Annotated in this window: 22 protein-coding genes; 8 read left to right on the forward strand and 14 right to left on the reverse strand. The window is 73.0% G+C overall.

What is annotated here, in order from left to right:
- Nucleotides 1–8: 8 nt before the first annotated feature.
- Together ACQEVB_RS33535 and ACQEVB_RS33540 are read right to left on the reverse strand one after the other, a co-directional pair.
- The gene (locus ACQEVB_RS33535) at nucleotides 9–1,904 is read right to left on the reverse strand and encodes an ABC transporter ATP-binding protein (RefSeq protein ID WP_432981243.1); all 1,896 of its coding nucleotides are present in this window, start codon (nucleotides 1,902–1,904) and stop codon (nucleotides 9–11) included.
- Nucleotides 1,905–2,027: 123 nt separating this feature from the next.
- Nucleotides 2,028–2,825 carry a helix-turn-helix domain-containing protein gene (locus ACQEVB_RS33540; protein ID WP_432981246.1) on the reverse strand — a complete coding sequence of 266 codons (798 nt, stop codon included), beginning with the start codon at nucleotides 2,823–2,825 and terminating at the stop codon, nucleotides 2,028–2,030.
- Nucleotides 2,826–2,913: 88 nt separating this feature from the next.
- Between ACQEVB_RS33540 and ACQEVB_RS33545 the strand changes: the two genes are divergently transcribed.
- Together ACQEVB_RS33545 and ACQEVB_RS33550 are read left to right on the forward strand one after the other, a co-directional pair.
- Complete coding sequence (locus ACQEVB_RS33545) at nucleotides 2,914–3,306, forward strand: PaaI family thioesterase (RefSeq protein WP_432981249.1); 393 nt, start codon at nucleotides 2,914–2,916, stop codon at nucleotides 3,304–3,306.
- Between the two features lie 178 nt (nucleotides 3,307–3,484).
- On the forward strand, nucleotides 3,485–4,210 hold the full coding sequence (locus tag ACQEVB_RS33550) for a DUF2382 domain-containing protein (protein ID WP_432981252.1): 726 nt from the start codon (nucleotides 3,485–3,487) through the stop codon (nucleotides 4,208–4,210).
- A gap of 28 nt (nucleotides 4,211–4,238) precedes the next feature.
- Here the strand turns inward: ACQEVB_RS33550 and ACQEVB_RS33555 are convergent, their stop codons facing one another.
- Together ACQEVB_RS33555 and ACQEVB_RS33560 are read right to left on the reverse strand one after the other, a co-directional pair.
- A complete protein-coding gene (locus tag ACQEVB_RS33555) occupies nucleotides 4,239–5,777 on the reverse strand; it encodes a 5-oxoprolinase/urea amidolyase family protein (protein ID WP_432981255.1) in 1,539 nt (512 codons plus the stop codon).
- Complete coding sequence (locus ACQEVB_RS33560) at nucleotides 5,777–6,538, reverse strand: LamB/YcsF family protein (protein ID WP_432981258.1); 762 nt, start codon at nucleotides 6,536–6,538, stop codon at nucleotides 5,777–5,779. The genes ACQEVB_RS33555 and ACQEVB_RS33560 overlap by 1 nt, the downstream gene beginning before the upstream one ends.
- Before the next feature lie 105 nt (nucleotides 6,539–6,643).
- Here ACQEVB_RS33560 and ACQEVB_RS33565 point away from each other — a divergent pair, with 105 nt between their 5' ends.
- Nucleotides 6,644–7,345, forward strand: a complete 702-nt coding sequence (locus tag ACQEVB_RS33565; RefSeq protein ID WP_432981261.1) for a GntR family transcriptional regulator — start codon at nucleotides 6,644–6,646, stop codon at nucleotides 7,343–7,345.
- 83 nt (nucleotides 7,346–7,428) lie between these two features.
- On the opposite strand, the gene ACQEVB_RS33570 is transcribed toward ACQEVB_RS33565, so the two are convergent.
- Nucleotides 7,429–7,863, reverse strand: a complete 435-nt coding sequence (locus tag ACQEVB_RS33570; protein ID WP_432981264.1) for an Hsp20/alpha crystallin family protein — start codon at nucleotides 7,861–7,863, stop codon at nucleotides 7,429–7,431.
- 102 nt (nucleotides 7,864–7,965) lie between these two features.
- Here ACQEVB_RS33570 and ACQEVB_RS33575 point away from each other — a divergent pair, with 102 nt between their 5' ends.
- Both ACQEVB_RS33575 and ACQEVB_RS33580 read left to right on the forward strand, forming a co-directional pair.
- A complete protein-coding gene (locus ACQEVB_RS33575) occupies nucleotides 7,966–8,769 on the forward strand; it encodes an N-formylglutamate amidohydrolase (protein WP_432981267.1) in 804 nt (267 codons plus the stop codon).
- Nucleotides 8,770–8,885: 116 nt separating this feature from the next.
- Nucleotides 8,886–10,769 (forward strand): FAD/NAD(P)-binding protein, encoded by a 1,884-nt coding sequence (locus tag ACQEVB_RS33580; RefSeq protein ID WP_432981270.1) that lies wholly within the window; start codon nucleotides 8,886–8,888, stop codon nucleotides 10,767–10,769.
- Here ACQEVB_RS33580 and ACQEVB_RS33585 read toward each other — a convergent pair.
- Nucleotides 10,766–11,584, reverse strand: a complete 819-nt coding sequence (locus ACQEVB_RS33585; RefSeq protein WP_432981273.1) for an LLM class F420-dependent oxidoreductase — start codon at nucleotides 11,582–11,584, stop codon at nucleotides 10,766–10,768. The genes ACQEVB_RS33580 and ACQEVB_RS33585 overlap by 4 nt on opposite strands.
- A gap of 86 nt (nucleotides 11,585–11,670) precedes the next feature.
- Between ACQEVB_RS33585 and ACQEVB_RS33590 the strand changes: the two genes are divergently transcribed.
- Entirely contained in the window at nucleotides 11,671–12,024 is a 354-nt protein-coding gene (locus tag ACQEVB_RS33590) for a hypothetical protein (protein ID WP_432981276.1), read from the forward strand.
- Here the strand turns inward: ACQEVB_RS33590 and ACQEVB_RS33595 are convergent.
- The 7 genes from ACQEVB_RS33595 to ACQEVB_RS33625 all read right to left on the reverse strand — a co-directional run bounded on the left by ACQEVB_RS33595 (nucleotide 12,005) and on the right by ACQEVB_RS33625 (nucleotide 18,207).
- A complete protein-coding gene (locus tag ACQEVB_RS33595) occupies nucleotides 12,005–12,853 on the reverse strand; it encodes a class I SAM-dependent methyltransferase (RefSeq protein ID WP_432981279.1) in 849 nt (282 codons plus the stop codon). The two genes, ACQEVB_RS33590 and ACQEVB_RS33595, sit on opposite strands and share 20 nt — an antisense overlap.
- A 40-nt stretch (nucleotides 12,854–12,893) precedes the next feature.
- Nucleotides 12,894–13,997 carry a YeiH family protein gene (locus ACQEVB_RS33600; protein ID WP_432981282.1) on the reverse strand — a complete coding sequence of 368 codons (1,104 nt, stop codon included), beginning with the start codon at nucleotides 13,995–13,997 and terminating at the stop codon, nucleotides 12,894–12,896.
- Complete coding sequence (locus tag ACQEVB_RS33605; RefSeq protein WP_432981285.1) at nucleotides 13,994–14,131, reverse strand: hypothetical protein; 138 nt, start codon at nucleotides 14,129–14,131, stop codon at nucleotides 13,994–13,996. The genes ACQEVB_RS33600 and ACQEVB_RS33605 overlap by 4 nt, the downstream gene beginning before the upstream one ends.
- 111 nt (nucleotides 14,132–14,242) lie before the next feature.
- Nucleotides 14,243–15,121: an ABC transporter permease gene (locus ACQEVB_RS33610; RefSeq protein WP_432981288.1), complete on the reverse strand. Its 879-nt coding sequence runs from the start codon at nucleotides 15,119–15,121 to the stop codon at nucleotides 14,243–14,245.
- The gene (locus ACQEVB_RS33615; RefSeq protein WP_432981291.1) at nucleotides 15,111–15,887 is read right to left on the reverse strand and encodes an ABC transporter ATP-binding protein; all 777 of its coding nucleotides are present in this window, start codon (nucleotides 15,885–15,887) and stop codon (nucleotides 15,111–15,113) included. The genes ACQEVB_RS33610 and ACQEVB_RS33615 overlap by 11 nt, the downstream gene beginning before the upstream one ends.
- A gap of 7 nt (nucleotides 15,888–15,894) precedes the next feature.
- The gene (locus ACQEVB_RS33620) at nucleotides 15,895–16,965 is read right to left on the reverse strand and encodes an ABC transporter substrate-binding protein (RefSeq protein ID WP_432981294.1); all 1,071 of its coding nucleotides are present in this window, start codon (nucleotides 16,963–16,965) and stop codon (nucleotides 15,895–15,897) included.
- 645 nt (nucleotides 16,966–17,610) lie between these two features.
- Complete coding sequence (locus ACQEVB_RS33625) at nucleotides 17,611–18,207, reverse strand: TetR/AcrR family transcriptional regulator (RefSeq protein ID WP_432981297.1); 597 nt, start codon at nucleotides 18,205–18,207, stop codon at nucleotides 17,611–17,613.
- 109 nt (nucleotides 18,208–18,316) lie between these two features.
- Between ACQEVB_RS33625 and ACQEVB_RS33630 the strand changes: the two genes are divergently transcribed.
- Nucleotides 18,317–19,855, forward strand: coding sequence for an FAD-dependent monooxygenase (locus ACQEVB_RS33630; RefSeq protein WP_432981300.1), 1,539 nt, complete (start codon nucleotides 18,317–18,319; stop codon nucleotides 19,853–19,855).
- A complete protein-coding gene (locus ACQEVB_RS33635) occupies nucleotides 19,852–21,078 on the forward strand; it encodes a cytochrome P450 family protein (protein ID WP_432981303.1) in 1,227 nt (408 codons plus the stop codon). The genes ACQEVB_RS33630 and ACQEVB_RS33635 overlap by 4 nt, the downstream gene beginning before the upstream one ends.
- Before the next feature lie 244 nt (nucleotides 21,079–21,322).
- Here the strand turns inward: ACQEVB_RS33635 and ACQEVB_RS33640 are convergent, their stop codons facing one another.
- Nucleotides 21,323–21,739, reverse strand: coding sequence for a DUF998 domain-containing protein (locus ACQEVB_RS33640; RefSeq protein WP_432981306.1), 417 nt, complete (start codon nucleotides 21,737–21,739; stop codon nucleotides 21,323–21,325).
- Between the last annotated feature and the right edge of the window lie 204 nt (nucleotides 21,740–21,943).

The following is a 21,943-nucleotide window of genomic DNA, read 5'->3' on the forward strand; positions in this document are numbered from 1 at the left end:
CGAGGAACCTACCCGTCCCCGTAGGCCCGGGCCTGCAGGTCGAACAGCTCCGCGTAGAGCCCGCCACGCGCCATCAGCTCCGCGTGGCGGCCCTGCTCGACGAGCTTGCCGTGGTCGAGAACCAGGATCTGGTCGGCGGTGCGCACGTTCGCCAGCCGGTGGGTGACGAGGATCGTGATCCGACCGGCCGTGGTCGACGAGGCCGCGGCGAGCCCGCGCAGCGACGTGAACACGGCGTGCTCGGCGCGGGCGTCCAGCGCCGCGGTGGGCTCGTCGGCCACGACGACGGGGGCGTCGCGGTAGAGCCCGCGCGCCACGGCGATGCGCTGCCACTGCCCGCCGGACAGGTCGTGCCCGTCCTGAAACTCCCGCGACAGCACGGTCGTCCAGCCCGCCGGCAGGTCGGCGACGACGGTGTCGGCGCCCGAGCGCTCAGCTGCGGCCGCCAGCCGGGTGCCGTCGTCGGGATCGTCGATGCGGCCGATCCGCACGTTGTTCTCCGCGGTCATCGGCCAGCGCAGCGGGTCCTGCAGGACGACGGCGACCCGCTCGTGCAGCACCGGTTCGGCGATCGTGCGGGTGTCGTGCCCGTCCCAGGAGACGCTGCCGGTGGTGGGCAGGTACAGGCCGGTGACCAGCTTCGCGAGCGTGGACTTGCCCGAGCCGTTCTCGCCCACCAGCGCGATCGTCTCGCCGCGGCGCAGCGTGACCGAGATGCCGTCGACGGCGGGCTCGTCCTTGCCGTGGTAGTGGAAGGTGACGTCGGTGAGCGCGATCGTCTCCGGGCCGAGGTCCGTGGGGATCGCCTCGGCCGGACGCCGGCGCGCGGCGGCGTCGACGAGGCAGTCGCGCAGCATGCCGATGAAGAAGCTCGACTCGAACAGGTGGTTGGCCTGGAAGATCATCCGGCCGGTGGCCTGGGTCGCGGTGCGCATGGCGACCACGGCGGTGCCGGCGAGTGCCAGCGGGAGCACCTCCAGGTAGAGCAGGACGGCCAGCAGGGCGAACGCCAGTCCGGCGCCGATCCCGCCGAGGGCGCGGCCGACCAGGCGCACGACCGTCTGCGCGCGCTCCAGCCGGACCTCCTCCGCGGCGACGGCGTCATTGATGCGCCGGTGCTCGGCGATCAGGATCGACTGCGCGGTGAAGGCACGCACCTCGGCAGCCGGGTCGCGCTGCATGATCAGCGCGCCGGTGATGTTCCGCCGGCGCCATCGCGAGTTGTTGCGCAGCACCGAGTCGAACATCATCCGGGCCGACCGGACGGACGCCCAGCCCTGCGGGATCGTCGCCAGCAGCACCGCCGGGGCCAGCAGGGGGTGGAGCAGCCCGGCCGTGACCACGGCCGCGGTCGCCGACACCACCTGCGAGATCAGGTCGGACGTGTCCTCCGCGGCGCTGCGCAGCCGGTTCGGCCCCTGCACCGACGCGCGATCGACGAGCTCGGCGAAGTCGGCGTCGTCGAACGCGGCGAGCTCGACCCCGATGACGGCGGCGTGCACCTCGTCGTGCGCCTGCTGCTCGATGCGCGGCACCAGCGAGCCCTGCACCGCTCCGATCGCCGCGTCGAGCAGGCCGCGGCCGGCCAGCGCCGCCACCACGACCGCGACGGCCGGCAACGCGGCGACCACCCGCTCCGGCGTGGGACCGGCCTGCAGGAGCCGCGTGAACACGTCGGCGGTGGCGAGCAGCCCGAACGCCGTCACGACGCCGGCGGCCAGCTGCAGCACCGCGACGGCCACGGTGAGCCCGGGCGCGGCCCGCCACGCCCATCCCGCGACGTAGCGCGCCGTGCGCGGCGCGGCAGCGGCCACCGCGAGCGGGCTGGCCGAGGCCGTGTTGACGTAGCCCTCCGCCCATTTCGGCGTCCGCAGGTCGTCGACACCGATCAGCGGAGCAGCCACACGTCGAGTATGCGGCCGGACACCGACAGTTCGGGGGCGGTTGAGTGACCTCGCAGAGGTTGAGGCGTCGTCGCAGAGGTTCGAACTCCTGCGAGGACGACCTCGCCTCTGCGAAGTGCCCTCCTAGCCGAACCGCCGCCGGAGGTAGCGCGCGGTGGCGTCGTCGGCGGCGAAGAACGTCTCCACGGCGACCTCGTCGAGCGTCACGTCCAGCGGGGCACCGAGCACCGAGATCGTCGAGAAGAACGTCAGCGGCCCGTCGGGATGGCGCAGGCGCAGGGGCAGCACGATCCGGTCCCGCGGGTGGGCGTTCGGGTCGATGCCGGCGTCGCGGCAGTACCCGACCAGCTCCGCGAGCAGTGCCCGCAGGCCCGTCGTCGCTGCCCGCTCGGCCTGCCGGCGCAGCCTCGCCAGCAGGTGCGCGGCGTACTCGGCCAGGTCCTCGACGTGCGGGGCGAGGCCGCGCGGGTGCAGGCTCGCGCGCAGCACGTTCGGCGTGCCGGAGAGCAGCGCAGGATCCACCAGCTCGACGAACACGGCCGCTGCCCGGTTGGCCGACACCATGTTCCACGAGCCGTCCACCAGCACCGCCGGGTTGGGCTCGTGGCCGGTGAGGATCTGGTCGAGCGAGCGCCGCACGTCCGACAGCTCGTCGTCGGCGAGGCCGTGCTCGGTGTAGGCCGGCGCGTAGCCGGCCGCGATCATCAGCTCGTTGCGGCCACGCAGCGGCACGTCCAGCTCCTCCGACAGGTGCAGCACCATCTCCCGGCTCGGCCGCGACCGGCCCGTCTCCAGGAACGACAGGTGCCGCGCCGACACGGCTGCGGCCAGGCCCAGGTCGAGCTGGGTCAGCCGGCGGCGCTGCCGCCACTCGCGCAGCAGCGGACCGAACGCTGTGCCGGGCAGGGTCGCGGTCGTCATGGCGGCGACGTTATCCGTGGGTGGTGCGCCGCTCCATGACCTCGGAGGTCATGGACGGGCGTCGCTCCCGCCCGCCACCATGATCGGCATGGACGATCTGCACGCCGCGATGCCCTTCACCCAGCTCCTCGGTGCCACCACGGTGGCCGTCTCGAAAGAGGAGGTGCGGCTGCGGCTGGACTGGGACGCGACGCGCACGACCGCGGGCGGCGCGCTGCACGGCGGCGCGCTGATGGGGCTCGCCGACGCCGGTGGCGGTCTGTGCGCGTTCCTCAACCTGCCCGAGGGCGCGGTCGGCACCGCCACCATCAGCTCGGCCACCAACTTCCTCCGCGGCGTCCGCGACGGCCACGTCGAGGCGGTGTCCCGACCGCTGCAGGTGGGCCGCACCGTGATCGTCGTCGACACGGAGATCACCGACGCGAGCGGCCGGCTCGTCGCCCGCGTGACGCAGACGCAGGCGGTGCAGCGGCCCACCTGAGGACACCGACGGGTGATCGTGCCGACCCCGACCTGATCACGGGCTGGTCGCCGCCTCGGCCGTGTGGGCGAGGTGTGATCACTCGATCCGAGCGTGCCGGCCCGGCACCGGCATGGCTGCGGCCGGGAAGGTGAACTCCCTCGGTGTCCGCTCATCAGCGAGCCGAGGAGAGCACAGCATGATCACCCAGGACATGATCCAGGACGTCGTCGGTGCCCAGGCGATCGGTCGGGACGGCCAGAAGATCGGCCGGGTCGGCCAGGTCTACGTCGACGAGCAGAACGGGGCGCCGAAGTGGGCCACCGTCAACACGGGTCTGTTCGGCATGAACGAGACGTTCGTCCCGCTGGATCACGCCGACGTGCGCGACCACGACCTGCGGCTCGCCGTGACGAAGGACCAGGTGAAGGAGGCACCCCGGGTCGACGACGCGGGCGACCACCTCGCCGAGTCCGAGCAGAGCCGGCTGGAGCGCTACTACGCCGCGTGGACCGGCGGCGAGGCCTTCGGGGACGGGCGCCGGGGCCGCGACGACGGCATGACCCGCTCCGAGGAACGCCTGCGCGTGGGCACCGAGCGCACCGAGACCGGCCGGGTGCGGCTGCGCAAGTACGTCGTCACCGAGAACCAACAGGTGACGGTGCCGGTCAGCCACGAGGAGGTCCGCGTCGAGCGCGAACCGATCCGCGACGGCGAGCACCGGGGCCGGATCGGTGACGAGCAGCAGGAGGTCACCCTGCACGCCGAACGGCCGGTGGTCGACAAGGACGTCGAGGCCGTGGAGCGCGTGCGGCTGGGCACCGAGACCGTCACCGAGGACCGCACCGTCTCCGAGGAGGTGCGCAAGGAGCGCATCGAGGTCGACGACCCGCAGGACCGGATCCGGAAGGACCGGCGCACCTGACGGACGGGGCCCCGCGGCTGTCCGCCCGCTACGGGGCCTCGTCGACGAGCTGGAAGCGCACCTGCTGGCCGGGCCGCACCTGCGCGGCCCGGTCCACGTCGGCGTCGACGACGACGGCGACGACCGGGTAGCCGCCCGTCACGGGGTGGTCGGCGAGGAACAGGACCGGTTCCCCGCCGGGCGGCACCTGGATCGCTCCGCGCACCATGCCCTCGCTGGGCAGCTCCTCGTCGCGGCAGCGGGTGAGGTCGCCACCGGCGAGCCGCATGCCCACGCGGTCGCTGCGGTCGGAGACCGTCCAGGTGGAGCCGTGCAGCCGGCCGGGGTCGCGCACCCAGTCCGCGCGCGGACCGAGCACCGCGCGCAGGGTGACGGTGCCGCCGGGCGGCGGGGCGACCGGGACCACGTCGAGGAGGGGGTGGTCGGCAGGCTCCGGCCCGATCGGCAGCACCGCGCCGGGTGCGAGCGGGGCCGGGCCGAACCCGGCCAGCACATCGGTGGAGCGCGACCCGAGCACCGGGGCGACCGCCACCCCGCCGCGGACGGCCAGGTAGGTGCGCAGACCGGTGGGCGGTGTGCCCAGCCGCAGGGTCTGGCCGGCGCGCAGCCGCACGAGGGAGTGGTGGCCGACCGGTCGCCCGTCGACGGTCGCCGGGGCCGCCGCGCCGGTCAGCGCCACCAGCAGCGGGGCCCGCAGGTCGGCGCCCGCCCGGACGGCCAGCCCGCCGAACGTCACCTCGATCGCGGCGGCGTCCTCGGGATTGGCGACGATGCGGTTGGCCAGCCGCATCGCGCAGCGGTCGGCTGCTCCGGAGGCACCGACCCCGGTCGCGGCGTGCCCGGGTCGGCCGAGGTCCTGGACCAGCGCCTGCGCGCCGGTGGCCAGCACCTCCAGCACGCGCGGGCCCTCGATCGCCGTCTCCGGTCCATCGTGCGGCTCCGGTCGGCCGGCCAGCTCGTCCACCTGCACGAACTGCACCTTCGCCCCCGGCTGCAGGAGCGCGGGCGGGTCGCGCTCGGCGTCCCACAGGGTCGCGTCGGTGCGTCCGATCAGCTGCCAGCCGCCCGGTGACTCGCGCGGGTAGATGCCGCTGAACTCCCCGGCCAGGCCGACCGCGCCGGCCGGTACGCGGGTCCGCGAGGTGTCGCGGCGGGCGACCGTGAGCCGCTCGTCGCCGCCCGCGAGGTAGGCGAAGCCGGGGGCGAACCCGCCGAAGCCGACGGTCCACGGCGTGCCGGTGTGCGCAGCGACGACCTCCGCAGGCGACAGCCCGGTCAGTCGGGCCACGTCGTCGAGGTCGGGCCCGTCGTAGACGACCGGGATCTCGACCGTCTCGCCGCTCTCGCGCGCGGCGGCGACGTCGACGGGCAGGTCGAGGACCAGCTTGCGCAGCTCGCGCAGGTCGGTGCCGGGCGCGGTGCGCAGTAGGACGGTGCGCGCCGCCGGCACCACGTCGACCACCCCGGTGAACCGGGCCTCGCGCACGGCCGCGGCCAGAGCCAGCACCTCGTCAAGCTTGCCCACCTCCACCAGGAGGCCGGCGTCGGCGCAGAGACGGGCGTCCATCACGGTCCCGCGAACGCGGTGACCTCGACGCCGGCGTCGCGCAGCTTCCCGCGCACCGCGGCCGCCATCGCGACGGCACCGGGGGAGTCGCCGTGCACGCACACGGAGTCGGCCTCGACGGCGACGTCCGTGCCGTCCACGCTGGTCACGACGCCCTCGGTGACCATGCGCAGCACCCGGTCGGCCACGACGTCGGGGTCCTCGAGCAGCGCGCCGGGTGCCGAGCGGGGCACGAGGGTGGCCGCGGAGGTGTAGCCGCGGTCGGCGAAGCACTCCCGCACCGTGCGCAGCCCGGCGGCCTCCGCGGCTTTCAGGAACGCGGAGCCGGGCAGGCCCAGCACCGGCAGCGTCGGGTCGTAGGCGACTATCGCGGCCACGACGGCGTCCGCCTGTGCCTCGTGGTGGACGATCGCGTTGTAGAGCGCCCCGTGCGGCTTGACGTAGCGGACGGCGGTGCCGGTCACGCGGCACATGCCGTCGAGGGCGCCCAGCTGGTAGACGATGTCGTCGGTGAGGTCGCCGGCCGGCATGTCGATGAACCGGCGGCCGAACCCGGCCAGGTCGCGGTAGCCGACCTGGGCGCCGACGACGACCCCCCGCTCGGCGGCGGCCGCGCAGGTGCGGCGCAGCGTGCTCGCGTCGCCGGCGTGGAAGCCGCACGCGACGTTGGCCGAGCTGACCAGCGCCAGCATCGCCTCGTCGTCGCCGAGCCGCCAGCGGCCGAAGGACTCTCCGAGATCGGAGTTCAGGTCGATCCGCATCAGCTCTGCTCCCCGCGTCGGTGATGAAAGCGTTCCGGCGAGCATAAGGATTGTTGAACAATCCTACAAGAGGGCATGTGAACGGCGAGGACTACCATCGACCTCGTGACCGTCGTCGAACCCGCCTCCGGATCCATCGCGCAGCTCGGTCAGGCCAGGTCCGCGGTCACCGGCAGCACCACGGCCGAGCGCGCCGCCAACGCGGTCCGCGAAGAGGTCGTCGAAGGCCGGCTCCGGCCCGGCACCAGACTGCCCGACACCGAGCTGGCCGAAGCGCTCGGGGTCTCCCGCAACACCATGCGCGAGGCCATGAGCCAGCTCGTCACCGAACGGGTGCTCGTGCGCCACCCCAACCGCGGCGTCTACGTCGCCACCCCCGAGGTGGACGACGTCCGCGACGTCTACCGCGCGCGCCGGCTCATCGAACGCGCCGCCCTGCGCTGGGGGCAGGACCTCGACGCCGTCCGGCTGGCCGCGCTGCGCGCCGCCGTGACCGAAGGGCAGGAGGCCGTCGCCGCCGGCGACTGGACCGGCGTCGCCAGCGCCAACCAGCACTTCCACCGCGCCCTCGTCGGGCTCGCCGGCAGCCCGCGGCTGGAGCAGCAGATGGCCCTGCTGCTCGCCGAGATGCGGTTGATCTTCCACCGCATGCCCGGGGTGCGGGAGTTCCACGAGCCGTTCGTCGGCGGCAACGACGGCATCTGCTCACTGCTGGAGGCCGGCGACCGTGAAGGGGCCGAGCGGGCCCTGATGGACTACTTCGACGAGGCCGAGGCGCAGCTGCTGGAGTCGTACGCGCGGCTGTAGTCGCGCGGGACCGGATCGCAGCAAAGCCACTTCCGCGCAGGTTCCTGCACGGAAGTGGCTCTGCTGCAACGACGGGGTCGGCCTTACGCGGCCGGCCGCTCCTGCGCCGGCTGCTCCCCTGACGTCACCGCGATGCGCGTCGCCGTGCTCGGGCGGGCGTGCGCGCCGGCCACGCGGACGGACAGGACGCCGGCGTCGTAGCTCGCCGTGACTGCGTCAGCGGTGACGTGCGTGGGCAGCGCGAACGACCGCGCGAAGGACCCGTAGCGGACCTCGCGCAGGATGCGCCCGGACTGCTCGTCGGACCGCTCGTCACGGCGCTCGCCGCGGACGACGAGGCGGCCGCGGTCGATCTCGACCGTGACGTCCTTCTCGACGTCGACGCCAGGGACCTCCAGGCGCACGACGGCGTCGTCGCCGTCGCGCACGACCTCGGCGGCCGGGGTGAACCGGGCGGGGACGAGGCGGTCGAACTCGGCGAACGGGTCGCGCCGGGTCCACAGGGAGAGGGTGCTCATGATGACTCCACTGGTGCTCGGGGGTCGGTGCCTCCGACCCGACACCTTCCTCAACATGAGCGTGGTCCGCTCAATTCCCTTCAGTCCCCTAGACTGCGATCCGTGCTCGTCCCCGGCGATCCCCGCAGCCCCGTCCTGCTGCACGTGCCGCACGCGGGCACCGAGGTCCCCGGCTGGGTCCGCGACCACCTCCTGCTCGACGACGCAGAGCTCGCCACCGAGCTGGCAGCGCTCACCGACCACCGGACCGACGCACTGGCCGCCGCGGCCGCCGACGCCGCACGGGTGCGGCCGTTCGTTCTGGTCAACCCGATCTCCCGGTTCGTCGTCGACGTCGAGCGCTTCCCGGACGAGCGCGAGGAGATGGCCGCGGTCGGCATGGCCGCCGTCTACACGCACGGCACCCGCGGGCAGCGCATCCGCGCCGACGACCCAGCGCACCACGCGGCCCTGCGCGCCGCCTTCTACGAGCCGTGGGCCGCTGCGGTGCGCCACGCCGTGGCCGACCGGCTGGCCGCGGTCGGGCGGGCCGTGCTGGTGGACGTGCACTCCTACCCGCGCGCGCCGCTGCCCTACGAGCTGCACGCCGACGGCCCGCGCCCGCCGGTGTGCCTCGGCACCGACGCGTTCCACACCCCGCCGGAGCTGCTCGCCGCCGCCCGCGCCGCGTTCGGCGCCGGCACGACCCTGGACTCCCCGTTCTCCGGCGTCTACGTGCCGCTCGCGCACCTCCACCGCGAGCCGCGGGTGCACGCGATCATGGTCGAGATCCGCCGGGACGGGTACCTGGTCGAGCCCGCCGGCCCCGCAACGGACGGGTTCACCGCGCTGGCCGGCGCGCTCACGCGGCTCGTCGACACGATGACGGCGCTCACTCCACTCGTGGACGGCGGATCTCCGGGTTAGAGTCGAGTGGATGGGTACGCAGCTCACGCGGAGATGGCACGTCGATCTCTGCCGTACCCACGCAGCTCTCGCACCGACCGGCTGACCGTGCCCGTCGTGCGTCGAGAGGACCTGCCATGCCCGCCATCGCCGTGATCGGCGCGGGGCCCCGCGGTACCGGCATCGTGGAGCGCCTGGCGGCCAACCTCCCCGAGCTGGGTGGCGGCCCGCTCGACGTGCACCTGATCGACCCGTACCCGCCGGGTGCCGGCCGGATCTGGCGGCACGCGCAGTCACCGTTGCTGGCCATGAACTCGATGGCCGCCGACGTCACGATGTACACCGACGAGTCGGTGGTGTGCGAGGGCCCGATCCGGCCCGGACCGTCGTTCTGGGACTGGGCGCGCGAGCACGCCGACCCCGACACGTTCGAGCCGGAGCTGGCCGCCGAGCTGCGCGCGGTCACGGCGTCGACGTTCCCGAGCCGGCGCCTGCAGAGCCGCTACCTCGAGTGGGTGCTGGCCGACCTGCTCGCGCACCTGCCCGACGGCATGCGCGTCCACCTGCACCGGACGAGCGCCGTCGGCCTGGACGAGGACGGGCCGCTGCAGGTCGTGCGGCTGGCCGAGGGGCGTCCGCTGCTCGTGGACGCCGTCGTGCTCGCCTCCGGCCACCTCGACGCGGGTCCGACCCCGGACGAGGCGGCGCTGGTCGCGCACGCCGAGCAGCACGGGTTGACCTACCTGCCGCCCGAGCAGACCACCGACTCCGACCTGTCCGTGCTCGCGCCCGGCGAGACGGTGCTGGTGCGGGGTACCGGGCTGGCGTTCATCGACCTGCTGGTGCTGCTGTACGAGGGTCGCGGCGGGCGCTTCGAGCCCGACGGCGACGGCCTGCGCTACGTGCCGTCCGGTGCGGAGCCGTACCTGGTGGCCGGCTCGCCGCGCGGCATGCCGTACCACGCGAAGACGCACTACGACCTGCGCGCGGGCCTGCCCCCGCTGCCGCGGTTCCTCGGGGACGCGCAGGTCTCCGCGCTGGTCGACGCCAGTGCGCCGATCGACCTCCGCCGCGACGTGTGGCCGCTGATGGCCAAGGAGATCGCGTGGGGCTGGTACCACGAGCTGTTCCGCGGCCACCCCGAGCGGGTGCGGCTGCCCTGGGCCGCGTTCGCCGCCGCGTTCGCCGATGCCGACTGGGACTCGCCGGAGCTGCTGGCGCTCGTCGAGCGCAGCGTGCCGGACCCGGTCGACCGCCTCGACCTCCCCGGCCTGCACCACCCGCTCGACGGAGTCACCGCGCCCGATCTCGACGCGCTGCAGCCGATCGTCCGTGGGCTGATCGCCGAGGACCTGCGCCAGCACGTCGACGAGGCGCACACACCGCACCTGGGTGCGTTCGTGGCGATGCTGTCGGTGTACTCGGCCACGGCCCGGATCGTGGCGTCCGGCCTGCTCACGCCGCAGTCCGAGGCCGAGGACCTGGGCTGGTGGCAGGGCTTCTTCAACGGCGTCGCGAGCGGGCCGCCCGGTTTCCGCGTGCGCGAGATGCTCGCCCTGTCCGAGGCCGGATACCTGACGTTCCTCGGCGCCGGCATGACCGTCGTCGCCGCTCCTGACGGGTTCCGCGCCACCAGCGCCACCCTGCCCGACGCCCCGCCGGTGCACGCGCGAGCGCTGGTCGACGCGCGGCTGCAGGAGTCGAGCGCCGCGCGCAGCACCGATCCGCTGCTCGCGAGCCTGCTGGCGGCGGGCGACGTCGTCGAGGCCGTCATCACCGACGTCGACGGCACGGTGCTGCGCAACACCGGCCAGATCCGCACCCGCCCGACCGACGGCGCCCTGCTCGACGCGGCCGGCCGTGTGCATCCTCGCCGGTTCGCGGTCGGCCCGCACACCACGGTCAAGCTGCCCGGCGCGTTCACCCGGCCGGGCACGAACTCGCTGTCGTTCCGGCACAACGACGCGCTGGCCAGGGCCGTGCTGCAGGCCGTCGTGGACACGGCCCGGGCTGCCGCCTAAGCAGGGGCGTGGCGCTCCAGCCAGCGGCGCAGCCACGGCAGGTCCGCGTCCGGGCGCGGGGCGACGATCAGGCGGTCGACGCCCGCCCGCGTGTACGCCGCCACGGCGTCGTCGTCGAGCGGCAGGCTGGGCGTCACGCTGATCTGCGGCAGCGGGGCCATCGCCCTGCGCAGGCCGGCGACCTGCTCGACCACCTCGTCGGGGGAGAGGCGGAAGCCGTACCAGCCCTGCGCGAACCGGGCCGTCCGCCGCCACGCCGCCGGGCTCTCCCCGCCGATCACCACCGGCAGCGGGCGCTGGACGGGTCGCGGGTGCGCGTCGACCCCGGAGAAGCTGACGAACGGACCGTCGGCGTGCGGCTTCTCGTCCTCCCACAGCGAGCGCATCGCGGCGAGGTAGGCGTCGGTGCGCGCACCCCGTTCCGCCATGGGGACGCCGATGGCGGTCAGCTCCGGCTCCAGGTAACCGGCTCCGACACCGACGACCAGCCGTCCGCGCGACAGCACGTCGAGCGTGGCGAGCTGCTTGGCCAGCACCAGCGGGTTGCGCTGCGGCAGCACCAGCACGCCCGTGCCCAGCAGCACCCGCTCGGTGCGGGCGGCGAGGTGGGCGAGGAGCACGAGGGGGTCGGCGATCGGGTCCTCCGGCTCCATCGGCGACGGGCGTACCCGCGGGCTCGGCAGCACCACGTGCTCGGCGGCCCACACCGAGTCGTAGCCGAGCTCCTCGGCCCGGACGGCGATCTCGACGGCGGCCGCCGGGTCGGTGGCGATCGTGTGGTTGTGCAGGAAGATCCCGCGGCTGGGCGTGCTCACCCGGCCACGGTACGGTCGACCAGGACATTCCGGCTGCGCTGATCCGGAACAGCAGCCATTCCGTCCGCGCATGGCACCATCGGTGCGTGACCGTTCCCAGCCTCGACGGGCGCACCTTCGTCGGCGTCACCAACAGCGGTGACGGCGAGGTCGGCGCCGCCACCGTCTTCGACTACCACGAGCAGGCCGACCTCGTGTGGGCCGAGTACGCCGGCGGCGGCATCCGGCTCGGTCGCCTCGCCGGCACCCGCAGCGGCGACGCGCTCGACTTCCGCTACGTGCACGTCTCCGCCGACGGCAGCACGAGCAGCGGGCACTGCGCGGCCCGGCTCGAGCTGCTGCCCGACGGCCGGGTGCGCTCCCACGAGACGTGGGAGTGGGAGTCGCGGCCCGGCGCCGGCGCGAGCGTCGTGGAGGAGATCAGCCCCGACGCGCGGTGACCACCCGCACGAACCCGTCCAGGACCACGTGCCCCTCCCCGTCGAGGTGTTCGGTGAAGCGCGTGGTCATCGCGGCGACGGCGGCTGCCCGGGCGTCGGTGTCGAGCGGCTCGACGGCGATCCGGGCAGGTCCGAATCCGGTGGCCGCCTCGGCGGCCGCGGCGGCGTCCAACCCGCCGCCGTACAGCATGGGCAGCACGTGCTCGGCGTGCCGCACGTCCCGCCAGCCGGCGTCCTCCAGCAGGCGCGCGGTCGCCGCTGGGTCGGAGAGGGAGAACGGCCCGCCGTCGGGAGCGAGACCGTCGGGTTCCGACACACCGCGGGCGGCGAGCACGCCGAGCACCGCCTGCAGCGGCACCTCGAACAGCGGTGACGCCGGACGCGGGCCCCACACGGCCATCGTCAGCCGTCCGCCCGGGCGCGTGGCCTCGGCGAGGTGGGCGAACGCCGCAGCCGGGTCGGCGAAGAACATCACGCCGAACCGGGAGAGCACCACGTCGTAGGCCGCCGCGGGTGGGGTCCACGTGGTGACGTCGGCGGTGACCCAGTCCGTCGACGCACCCGGGATCGGGTTGGCGGCCGCCGCGGCGAGCAGCTCGGGGGAGATGTCGATGCCGGTCACCCGGCCCGTGGGCCCGACGGCGGCCGCGGCCTGCCGGGTGGTCGGGCCGGTGCCGCAGCCGACGTCGAGCACCCGCTCACCGGGCTGCAGATCCGCGGCGGCGAAGAGCACGTCGGACACAGGGGCCAGCTGCCGTTCCAGGCCGGCGGCCTCCCGCAGCCACCGCGCGGCGCGCTCACCGGTCCAGTTCTCGTCGATCGAGGTCACTCCGCCGACCTTACGAGGGGCCGGCGGAGTGAGCCCCCGATCAGGTGCCGAAACCGGAGAACAGCAGCACGGCGAGCCCGAGCCCGACGGCGAGGTTCACCACCGTCGCGCTCGCGAACACTCCGACCGGTCGCCAGCCCGCCTCCTTGAGCGGCGCCACCCGGAACTCGAGTCCGATCGACACGAACGCGAGGGTCAGGAACAGGGTGCGCAGGTCGTTCACGTGCGTGATCAGCGGTTTGGCCGCCGCCGACCCGACGACGCTCGTGAACACCGTCGCGATGATCGACGCGGCGAGGAAGCCGAGCACGAACTTGGGGAACCGTTCCCAGAGCTCGCGTCCGCGGCCCTTCGTCGCGTCGGCCCGCTGCTCGACGCGCAGCGCGAACCACGCCGTCAGCGCCACCGCCACCACGCCGAGCAGCGCGTTCTGCGTCGTCTTGACGATGGTGGCGATCTGCAGCGCCTGCTCGCCGACGATGGCACCGGCCGCGGTCACGGCGGCGGTGGTGTCGATGTTGCCGCCCACCCACGCGCCGCCGACGGCCTGCGAGAGGCCCAGCGCGTCGACGGCCAGCGGCAGCAGGAAGATCGACGGCAGCGCGAAGAGCACGACCATGCTGGCGGTGTAGGCGAGCTGCTCCTTCTTGGCCTGCACGGCGCCCGCAGCGGCGATGGCGGCGCTCACCCCGCAGATCGACACGGCGGACGCGAGCAGGGCGCGCAGCTTGTCGTCGAGCCCGAGGCGGCCGCCGAGCCACCACGTGAAGCCGAAGACGATCGAGATCAGCAGCAGTGCCTGGACGATCGCCGGCCCGGCGGCGCTCACGATCACCGCGAAGTTGATCGACGCGCCGAGCAGCACCAGGCCGGTCTTGATGAAGAACTCGGTGCGGAAGCCGCCGGCGAGCCGGTCGCGCAGGCCCAGCTGGGTGAGCACGACGTTGCCGAGCAGGCCGAGCACGATCGCGTACACGGGGTACTCGATGACGGCGGCGATGCCGCCGAAGCCGGTGCCCTTCGTCCAGGCGGGCACGCCTTTGTCGAGTACGCGGACCAGCGCGCCGAGGACGATCACGACGGCGATGCCGCCGATCGCCCAGGTGGTGGTCGAAGTGGGCTCGTCGGTGGTCGTGTCGGTCACGGGATCAGCCATCCCGGGATCACGCCGGCGAGCACCAGCACGAGCAGGGCGAGGCCGACGATCGTCGCCAGCCAGTCCTCGTTGAGAGCGGTGCGGCGGGCAGCACCGATCGCGGGGTCGTCAGGGGAGGACACCGGAACTCCGTTCCTGGAGGGGGAGGGGGACGGGGCGGTGTCAGTGACAGAACTCGTCGTACGCGTGCGGCCGCCGCGACGGCCAGAACCCCTCCAGGTTCGCGCCCACAGCTACTGGGCGAGCCCGCGGATGCGCAGCACCCGGCGTTCGATCGGGCGGAAGATGAGCAGCTCGATGCCGATGCCCACGATCAGGATGAGGAAGATCGCGGCGATCACGCCCGGCATGTCGGAGAAGTCGCTGCCTTCCTTCAGGTAGGCGCCGAGGCCGTAGCCGAGCAGCGGACCAGCCGCGATGATCTCCGCGGCCATCAGCGACCGCCAGGAGAACGCCCAGCCCTGCTTGCAGCCGGCCAGGTAGCCGGGCAGCGCCGCGGGCAGCAGGATGTGCCGGGCGTGCTGCAGCCCGCCCGCCCCCAGCACCGTGCCGACCCGGGGCAGGATCGGCGGGATCTGGTCGATGCCGGCCACCAGCCCGTTCGCGATCGACGGGATCGAGCCGGCCAGCACCACGAAGTAGATCGTCGCGTCGGTGAGGCCGAACCACAGCACCGCGGCCGGCACCCAGGCGACCGACGGCAGACTCTGCAGGCCCGACAGCAACGGCCCGATGGCCGCCCGCACCACGGACACCCTGGCCACGAGCAGGCCGAGCGGGGTGGCGATGACCAGCGCGACCGCGAACCCGATGAACGCGCGGCTGATCGACGTCCAGAGGATCGACCACACGCGCCCGTCGGCGACCGTGGAGGCGAACTCGTCCCACACCGCGATGGGCGCGGGCACCTTGAACTCGCTGGTGACGGCGGAGGCCCAGATCAGCTGCCAGACGACGACGAACAGCACGAGCGCCACCACCGGCGGCACCCAGCTGGCCAGCACCTTGCGCCACCACGGTGTGGCGACGACGGTCGGCGTGTCGAGCGCGTCGAGGCCGGCTACGGCGGCCGCATCCGTATCGGCCTGCTGCTTCTCCAGGTCAAGCGGCATGGCTCGTGATCACCTCACGCAGCCGTCCGGTGATCTCGTCGTGCAGGTCGTCGCGGTCGTCGCCGACCGTCCACTCCCGCACGACGGTGCCGGGCCGCGACGACAGCAGCACCACGCGCTGCGCGAGCCGCACCGCCTCCCGAACGTCGTGCGTGACGAACAGGACGGTGATGCCGGTGGCTCGCCACACCCGCAGCAGCTCGCTCTGCAGGACGTCGCGGGTGATGGCGTCGAGGGCCGCGAACGGCTCGTCCATCAGCAGCAGCCCGGCCTCGTCGGTGGTGGTGCTGGTGGCAGCAGCCAGCGACCGGGCCAGCGCCACGCGCTGGCGCATGCCGCCCGACAGCTCGTGGGGCCGCTTGTCGGCCAGGCCGGACAGGCGCACCAGGTCCAGCAGCTCCGCGGCGCGCTCGCGCCGCTCCCGCCGTCCGACGCCGGCCAGGCGCAGCGGCAGCTCCACGTTGCGGCCCGAGGTGAGCCACGGCAGCAGCGCCGCCTCCTGGAACATCACCGACGGGCGGCCGGTGCGCACCGCCACCGAGCCGGACGTCGGCTCGTCGAGCCCGGCGACCAGGTTGAGCAGGGTCGACTTGCCGCACCCCGAAGCGCCCAGCAGGCAGACGAACTCGCCCGGCGCGACCGACAGGTCGATGTCGCGCAGCGCGGTGACGGCCGACGGGCCGGTGCCGAACGTCTTGTGCACCCCGTCGAGGGTGACGACGGGGGCGTGGCGCACGGTGCTGGGACGCTCCAGGGTGGCGGTCATCGGATCCTCATCCCTGCTTGTCGAGGCCCGCGGCGTCCACCGCGGGCTGGCCGGCGGCCTGCCGCACCTTGTTGAGGATGGTCAGGTCGACGAACCCGCTGAGGTTCGCCTCCTTGGGCTGGGCGCCCGCGGTGACGCTGTCCTTCGACAGCTGCGGGAACGTCGCGGCGAGCGGGTCGCTCGAGAACGACAGCTCGGTGAACGCGCGGTCCAGCACCGTCGGCGCCAGCGACGACCCGGTGAACTTCTTGATCGCGTCGTTGGTGGCGGTCTTGGCGCCCGCCGGGTCCTTCGTGGCGAAGTCGATCGCCTTCTGCTCGCCGCGCAGCAGCGCCTCGATGGTGTCCGGGTGCTGCTGCAGGTACTCGGTGCGCACGATCAGCACCGTCGTGGGGAACTGCCCGTTCGGCCACAGCGACTTCTCGTCGACCAGCACCTTCGCCCCGGCGTCCACCAACCGCGAGCTCCACGGCTCGGGCAGCCAGCCGCCGGCGATGCCGCCGGACTTGTAGAGGTCGAGCGTGCGCGGGTTGTCGAGGTTCTGGACGGTGACCTTGTCCGGCCCCTCGCCGATCTCGAGCTTGTTGTCCTTCAGCCACTTCTTGAGGGCGACGTCCTGCGTGTTGCCCGCCTGCGGCGTCGCGACGATCTTGCCCTTGAGCTGCTCGGGCGAGGTGATGTCGGGCTTCGTGACCAGCTGGGCGCCACCGGACGTCGAGCCGGCGACCAGGCGGACCGCCTGCCCGTTCGACTTCGCGAACGCGTTGATCGCCGGGCTGGAGCCGATGAAGCCGGCGTCGAGCGAACCGCCGAGCAGCGCGGCGACCTCCTCCGGGCCGGCGTTGAACTGCTGTGACGTCAGCTTCGTGGAGCCCAGCTCCTGGGCGAAGAAGCCCTTCGCGTCCCCGATCAGGGCGGGGGCGTGGGTGATGTTGGGGAAGTAGCCGAGCCGCAGCTCGGCGGCCGGGCCGGCTGCGGCCTGCTGGGGGGCGGGCGTCTCGGCGGCGCGGGAGCAGCCGGCCAGAGCGGCGGCGGCGATGAGGGCGACGGCGAGCAGACTTCGGGTGCGCGAGCGCATGGGGGGACCTCGACGAGTGGGGGGAGACGCGGACGCTGAGGGCGCAGTTCAGCGACAGAACTCGTCGAACGCGAGGCCACGGCGCGACGGCCAGAACCGCTCGAGATCGGTGACGAGCACGCGGAACCGTCGCGCATGGGCGCGCGCCAGGCTCGGAGCGGTCGTCACTCCACCATCGTGCGGAACGCGGACGGCGAGGACAACCCGCCGCCCGCGGTGCGAGACGGCCGGGAAATGTCCGTACTTCTGCGGATCCGCAGGTCAGGGCCAAGGCGGGCAGGTGCGGTGACGCAGCTCTCGCCCCGATTCACCGAACGGCCCAACGGCCATAGGTCCGTACAGCCCCCGCCCCCGGCGAGTCCTGCGTTCCGCCGCGCGAGTCGCGCGCCCCGCCCCGGCGAGTCCTGCGTTCCGCGGGGCGAGTTGCGCGATCGGCCAGGCACGCCCGTGCCGCGCCTGTCGCCGCGGAACGCGCGACTCGCGCCGCGGAACGCGAGACTCGCCGCGCAGGCGTGGCCGCCGGGGAGGCCGGGGCGTTGCGTCGTGTAGCGCCGTCGCGGACAGGAGACGTCAGGGCGAGCCGAACGGTGAGACGAAACGCGGGGAGACCGCCGGTCCCCGCCGGGAACGTCTCCTGCCGGGCGGTCAGCCAGATGCGCCGACGATGGGCAGGATCGCGCCGTCGACGAAGTCGGTGATGTCCTGTTCGGACGGTGCGGTGCCCTGCTGCAGGTAGTGCTGCAGCATGAGGCCGGTCGCCGCCAGTACGGGGATGAGGGAGACCGCGCCGACCGCGATCTCGCCGCGGGCTGCGGCCTGGTGGAGCGCGTCGAGCATCAGCCGCTGCCGTGGCTTGAAGATCGTGTCCACGACCACGCCGGCGATCTGCGGGTGGCGCGTTCGTTCGCCCAGCAGGCTGCCGATCACCGGCCCGGCCGGCCCGGTGATCGACTCCCGGATGCTGCGCAGCATGACCAGGCAGTCGCCGCGGATGCTCCCCGTGTTCGGTGGTTCCACCGCGGCCGGCATGACGTTGTGCAGCGTGTCGAGGACGAGTTCCTCCTTGGTCGGCCAGTGCCGGTACACCGAGGTCTTGGCCGCGCCGGCATGCGCGGCGACGCCCTCGATGGTCATGCCCCCGTACCCGTGCTCGACGAGCTCCTCCAGCACGGCCGCGTAGACGGCCTGCCGCAGGGTTTCCCGATCGCGACGCTTGGGGCGGGCGCTGGTCGTCTCGGTCAATGCCCCTCCTCAACAGTGCGGTCCAGCATACAAGCGCCGTTTGCGTAGCTCGACACCTTCCGTTATCGTCGTCTTAGATACGAACTCGTAGCTAACGGCGGAGTCTGGAATGGTCAGTGACACCGAGGTGCTGGTGGTGGGCGGCGGTCTGGTCGGTCTGACGGCCGGCGCGCTGCTGGCTCGGCAAGGCGTCCGATGCCTGGTGGTCGAGCGGCACCAGGGCACGTCGATCCATCCGCGGTTTCGCGGGATCACCGCGCGATCCATGGAGATCTATCGCGGCATCGGTGTGGAACGGAGCATCCGCGATGTCGGCGACGTCGACGAAGCGCTGGGGCTGATCGCCAAGGTGAACACGCTCGCCGACGACGAGCTGGCCCTGGTCGAGCTGCCCAAGGAGGAGGCGGCCACCGGGATCAGCCCGACCGAACTGCTCGCCGTCGATCAGGACCAGCTCGAACCCATCCTGCTGGCACGAGCGCGGGAGCTGGGTGCCGAGGTCGTCTTCGACACCGAGCTCACCGGTTTCGACCAGGACGGTCGAGGCGTCACCGCGATGCTGATCGACCGGGCGACGGGCGCGAGGCGTACGGTCCGCGCGGCCTTCCTGTTGGCGGCGGACGGCGTGCGCAGCCCGGTCAGGGAGCAGCTCGGCATCGCCAGGCACGGGCCAGGCGTCTTCGCTCAGCGGATGAGCATGGTGTTCCGTGCCGATCTCAGCAAGGCGCTGCGCGGCCGGGTGTTCTTCTCCTGCCTCATCGAGAAGCTGGGCGCGCACCTCGTCCGCCGCCGTCCCGGCGTCTGGCAGCTCTCCGTCCCCTACGACCCGGACCGGGGCGAGGGACCGGACGACTTCCCCGAGCGGCGCTGCCTGGAGCTGCTGCGCACCGCGACCGGCATCCCCGATCTCGAGGCCGAGCTGATCAGCGTGCTCCCGTGGGAGCTGTCCGCGTTGATCGTCGAGAAGTACCGGCACGGCCGGATCTTCCTGGCCGGCGACGCCGCCCACGTCTGGCCGCCCTACGGCGGCCTGAACGGCAACACCGGTATCCAGGACGCGCACAACATCGTCTGGAAGCTCGCGGCCGTGCTGCACGGCCACGCCGGACCCGGCCTGCTCGACACCTACGAGGTCGAACGCAGACCCGTCGCCGAGCTCACCATGAAATGGGCGCTGCGCCGGATGCAGGAAGAGAGCGCGCCGGGCACGGTCGAATACTCCGAGGACTACTCCACGATCGGTTTCGGCTACCGCTACCACTCGGCCGCGATCCCCGGTGGCAAGCCCGGTGTGCTGACCGAGGATCCACGCCGTCCCTCCGGCGATCCCGGCACTCGCGCGGCGCACCTGACGCTCGCGGGCGAGCAGTTGTCCACACTGGACCTGTTCGGGCACACCCACGATCCTGTCCTACTGCTGGGCATCGCCGCGGACGGCTGGGCGCACGCGGCGAAGCAGCTCGGCGTGACCGCCCACCGCATCGGTCATGAGCGCTTCTCGGAGGCGTACGGCGTTGCCGACGATGGCGCCAGCCTGATCCGGCCCGACGGCTTCATCGCCTGGCGGAGCCGAACCGGTGCCGACGATCCAGAACACGAACTTCGCCAGGCCATCGGCCGGCTGTACCAATCCGAGGAGCACGCATGACCGCCCCAGCACTGTGGAGCCCCGAGTTCAGGGCCAACCCCTACCTCGGCTACGCGCAGCTGCGGGAAGCCGGTTCGGTGCACCGCATCGTCACGCCGATGGGCACCGAGTCGTGGCTGATCACCCGCTACGAGGACGCCCGCGCGGCCCTTGCCGATCCCCGCTTCGCCAAGGATCCCCGGTATGCGCCGCAGTGGCTGCGCGATCTCGGTGTCGTCGGCGACGACACCGGACCGACCGGCGTCAACATGCTCAACAGCGACCCACCTGACCACACCCGCCTGCGTCGTGTCGTCGGCAAGGCGTTCACGCCGCGGCGCGTCGAGTCGCTGCGTCCGCGAATCGAGAGCATCACCAACCTGCTGCTGGACGCCATGACCGGCGAGGCCGATCTCATCGCCGAGTTCGCCTTCCCCTTGCCGGTCACGGTGATCAGCGAACTACTCGGGGTGCCACCCGAGGACAAGGACAGCTTCCGGGCATGGACCACCGCCATGATCACACCGCCGCTCGCACCGGAGGACCGTCAGCTGCGGAACGAAGGAGTCGCGGCCATCCAGCGATACCTGGCCGACCTCACCGAGCAGCGCCGCGCCCACTTCGACCCCAGCCTGCCCCGCGACGCGCAACCTGACCTGCTCAGCGCGCTGCTGCTCGCCACTGACCAGGACGACACGCTGACCGAGCGCGAGCTGCAGGGCACACTCATGCTGCTGCTCACCGCCGGCCACGAGACCACCGTCAACCTCATCGGCAACGGCATGCTCGCGCTCCTGCGCCACCGCGACCAGCTCGACACCCTGCTGGCACAACCGGAGCTGCTCCCCTCGGCCATCGAGGAACTGCTCCGCTACGACGGCCCGGTGGAACGCGGCACGTTGCGCATCGCGCTCGAGGACGTCGAAATCGGCGGCACCACCATCCCGAAGGGCAGCGTGGTGTCGATCGCCCTCGCCGCCGCCGACCGGGACCCGAACCGCTTCCCCGGCGCCGATGACCTCGACATCACGCGCCGAGAGAACCAGCACCTCGCCTTCGGCCACGGGATCCACTTCTGCCTCGGCGCCCCGCTCGCCCGCCTCGAAGGACAGATCGCGTTCGGCGAGCTGCTCCGCCGATTCCCAGGCATCCAACTGGCCTGCCCGCCGAAAGAACTCCGCTGGCGCCCCAGCGCCGCCGGCATCTTCCGCGGCCTGCAAGCCCTTCCCGTCAAGCTCAGCTGACTGTCAGTCGGCATGGTCGCCGGGCCGGGGCGGTTCGTGGGCATGAACCGGGCTGGCGGCGAGCTGCGGGGCGGCGCCTGCGCGCCCGTTGCGCCAACTCGACGTCGCCGCACGCGCGAGGAGGCCATTGGCACCTGTCGCGAGCGGCAGGGATCACGAAGAGCCCCGCGTATCGAAAGGTGCCCGCGGGTTCGGTGGGCGCGGCAAAGGACCGACCTGCAACACAGGGCCCTCGCCCCGCGGCTCACAGCGCTGGCTGCGCCGGCTGCCGGAGGGCCCGAACGGCCAGCGCGGTCAGCCAGACGAGGAAGACCGCCCCTGTCAGGAGCGAGTACGCACGCCACCCGCCCCGCCGTGCGTACGCAAGATGATGCAACCAACGAGTAGTGCAACGGCGCCGATCATGCCAGCGCCCCACAGCGCGACGATGACGGCCCGCGCTCGCAAGGTACGGGCAAGGCCCCGCCGCGGCCGCGAGGCTGAGCGCACCGGTGATGAGGAACGTGGCCGTCTGCATCCAGCCACCCTCGCCCAGGGCGAGCGAGCTGATCGGATGGCGCAGCGGGCTGTAGCCCGCGCGGGTGGCGCCTTCGAGGAGCACCGCGACGATGAACAGCGGCCCTGCGACGACACCGGCGTACAGAAGTGCTTTCGCCCGCACGGCCGCGAGCGTAGGCGCGCGCACCGTCCGGTCATATCAGGAGATGCCCGGAGTGAGCCCCGCATCAGCGGCCCTGACGAGACGTCGTTTCCAGGAACGCCGCCGAGGCCGCTGAACCAGCAGATCCGGGAAACCCCGCGCGCTGTCTCGATCCCCTGCAAGGGGCCCGCGCCCTGCGTGCTCCTGCAGTGACGTCCGCGCCTG

The sequence above is a fragment of the Pseudonocardia sp. CA-107938 genome (assembly GCF_050936315.1).
Lineage (GTDB): Bacteria > Actinomycetota > Actinomycetes > Mycobacteriales > Pseudonocardiaceae > Pseudonocardia.

What these genes read in the sequence shown, in the direction of transcription:
- ACQEVB_RS33540 (WP_432981246.1), bottom strand. Translation starts at nt 2,825, where the DNA reads ATGACGACCGCGACCCTGCCCGGCACAGCGTTCGGTCCGCTGCTGCGC.
- ACQEVB_RS33545 (WP_432981249.1), top strand. Translation starts at nt 2,914, where the DNA reads ATGGACGATCTGCACGCCGCGATGCCCTTCACCCAGCTCCTCGGTGCC.
- ACQEVB_RS33550 (WP_432981252.1), top strand. Translation starts at nt 3,485, where the DNA reads ATGATCACCCAGGACATGATCCAGGACGTCGTCGGTGCCCAGGCGATC.
- ACQEVB_RS33555 (WP_432981255.1), bottom strand. Translation starts at nt 5,777, where the DNA reads ATGGACGCCCGTCTCTGCGCCGACGCCGGCCTCCTGGTGGAGGTGGGC.
- ACQEVB_RS33560 (WP_432981258.1), bottom strand. Translation starts at nt 6,538, where the DNA reads ATGCGGATCGACCTGAACTCCGATCTCGGAGAGTCCTTCGGCCGCTGG.
- ACQEVB_RS33570 (WP_432981264.1), bottom strand. Translation starts at nt 7,863, where the DNA reads ATGAGCACCCTCTCCCTGTGGACCCGGCGCGACCCGTTCGCCGAGTTC.
- ACQEVB_RS33580 (WP_432981270.1), top strand. Translation starts at nt 8,886, where the DNA reads ATGCCCGCCATCGCCGTGATCGGCGCGGGGCCCCGCGGTACCGGCATC.
- ACQEVB_RS33610 (WP_432981288.1), bottom strand. Translation starts at nt 15,121, where the DNA reads ATGCCGCTTGACCTGGAGAAGCAGCAGGCCGATACGGATGCGGCCGCC.
- ACQEVB_RS33615 (WP_432981291.1), bottom strand. Translation starts at nt 15,887, where the DNA reads ATGACCGCCACCCTGGAGCGTCCCAGCACCGTGCGCCACGCCCCCGTC.
- ACQEVB_RS33620 (WP_432981294.1), bottom strand. Translation starts at nt 16,965, where the DNA reads ATGCGCTCGCGCACCCGAAGTCTGCTCGCCGTCGCCCTCATCGCCGCC.
- ACQEVB_RS33630 (WP_432981300.1), top strand. Translation starts at nt 18,317, where the DNA reads ATGGTCAGTGACACCGAGGTGCTGGTGGTGGGCGGCGGTCTGGTCGGT.
- ACQEVB_RS33635 (WP_432981303.1), top strand. Translation starts at nt 19,852, where the DNA reads ATGACCGCCCCAGCACTGTGGAGCCCCGAGTTCAGGGCCAACCCCTAC.